The 1523-nt window shown below is 65.1% G+C and carries 2 protein-coding genes; both read right to left on the bottom strand.

Annotation, left to right across the window (positions count from 1 at the left end):
* A partial coding sequence (locus WBA11_RS18300) for a carboxylate-amine ligase (RefSeq protein WP_424522072.1) occupies positions 1 to 861 on the bottom strand: 861 nt, incomplete at its 3' end.
* Positions 862 to 1004: 143 nt separating this feature from the next.
* A partial coding sequence (locus tag WBA11_RS18295; protein ID WP_424522071.1) for a T9SS type A sorting domain-containing protein occupies positions 1005 to 1523 on the bottom strand: 519 nt, incomplete at its 5' end.

Genomic DNA, 1523 nt, shown 5'->3' with positions numbered 1-1523 from the left:
GATCCAGGGCTTGAGAAGTTGGATCGGGGCGCCCTGATCGTACCGGTCGCCGATGGCGACGACGAGGGACTGAACGAGCGCGACCAAGGTTGCGAGCTCCTTCATGGTCGAGGGCGCGTCGCAGATACGGATCTCGAGCGTGCCGAAGTTCGGATGGGGCCGGATGTCCCACCAGATCTCGCGGATCGACTGGATCGCCTCGGCGCGGACCAGGGTGTTCATAAACTTCTGGAACTCGCCGTAGTTCGCGAGCCGGTACGGCAGACCCGCCGTCGGCATGCCCTCAAAGATCTTGGAGCGCGTAGAGGCCAGGCCCGTGTCCTCGAAGTCGACGAACGGACTCGAAGCCGAGATCGCGAGCAGGTGCGGCAGGTACGACACGAGCGCGTTCGACACCGCGATCGCTTTCTCCCCGGATGAGATGCCGACGTGGACGTGGAGGCCGTAGATCAGCAGGCGCCGGGCCGGCCACTGAATCCTGTCAACCAGGTCCTGGTAGCGGTCGTTGGGAAACACCTTTTGATCTCGCCACTGCCCGAACGGGTGAGTCCCGGCCGACGCGAAGGTCATACCAAGCTCGTCTCCCAGTTCGTACAGTTCTCGGAGTGACCCGCCCAGGTCCTCGAGGGCGTGGTCCACGTCGTCGCAGATCCCCGTGATGACCTCGATGGTCGACTGCGTGAGCTCCTGCTTGATCTTCGGGTGGTCGTTGCCCAACCGGTCGAGCAGGTCCACCGACCCCTGCTTGAGGTTGCAGGTCATCGGGTCCACGATCTGGAGCTCGATCTCGACGCCCAGAGTGGGGCGCGGAGACGAGGTGAACGGGATCGGGGCGAGCGGGGCTACCGGCGTGAGGTCCATGGGTGAGCAGAGGGGCGTCCCAAGAAACCCAGCTCGTGAAGGAATCGCAAACCGTGCACGTGTCCGTGTGCTCCTGGATGCGCGAACGAAAAAAGGCCCGCCCCTGCAACGGGACGGGCCTCTCGATTCGACTTTGGCTGTCTCTAGCGGACTACCGTGAACGACCGGGTCAAGACCTCGCCGTCAGTGGTAGCACGAAGCACGTAGGCGCCAGGTGCGAGCTCGCCGGCCTCGATGGCGGCCTCGATGGTGCCGACTGCTGCCCCGTCATGGAAGACGGCGACCTCACGACCGAGCTGGTCGTAGAGCGCGACGCGGACGTCACCCGACATCCCCTCGAGGGCGATCGAGGTGCGGCCAGCGGACGGGTTCGGCCAGACGCGGAGAGCGACCTCCTCCGTAGCAGCAGAGCCCTCTTCGTTGACGGCCGTCCCGAGCGAGACCCGGACGGAGAACCGACCCGTGAGATCATCACCCTCGTTGGCGACGAACACGAACGGTGTGTCGCCCGTGAGCACGTCGGGGACGGTCCCGTTGAAGACCTCGACGATGACCGGTCGGTTGTCGACGTTCATCGGCTCGTTGAGGAGCGCGATCTCGTACGTACCAGCCTCAGGGACCGTGACGACGAGGGGCACGATGACGGGCTCGCCGGCCTCGAG

Origin of the sequence: Rubrivirga sp. (assembly GCF_049648075.1) — a bacterium.
Classification (GTDB): Bacteria; Bacteroidota; Rhodothermia; order Rhodothermales; family Rubricoccaceae; genus Rubrivirga.
The sequence above is the reverse complement of the archived record's forward strand: the minus strand, read 5'-3'. Positions and strand labels throughout refer to the sequence as shown.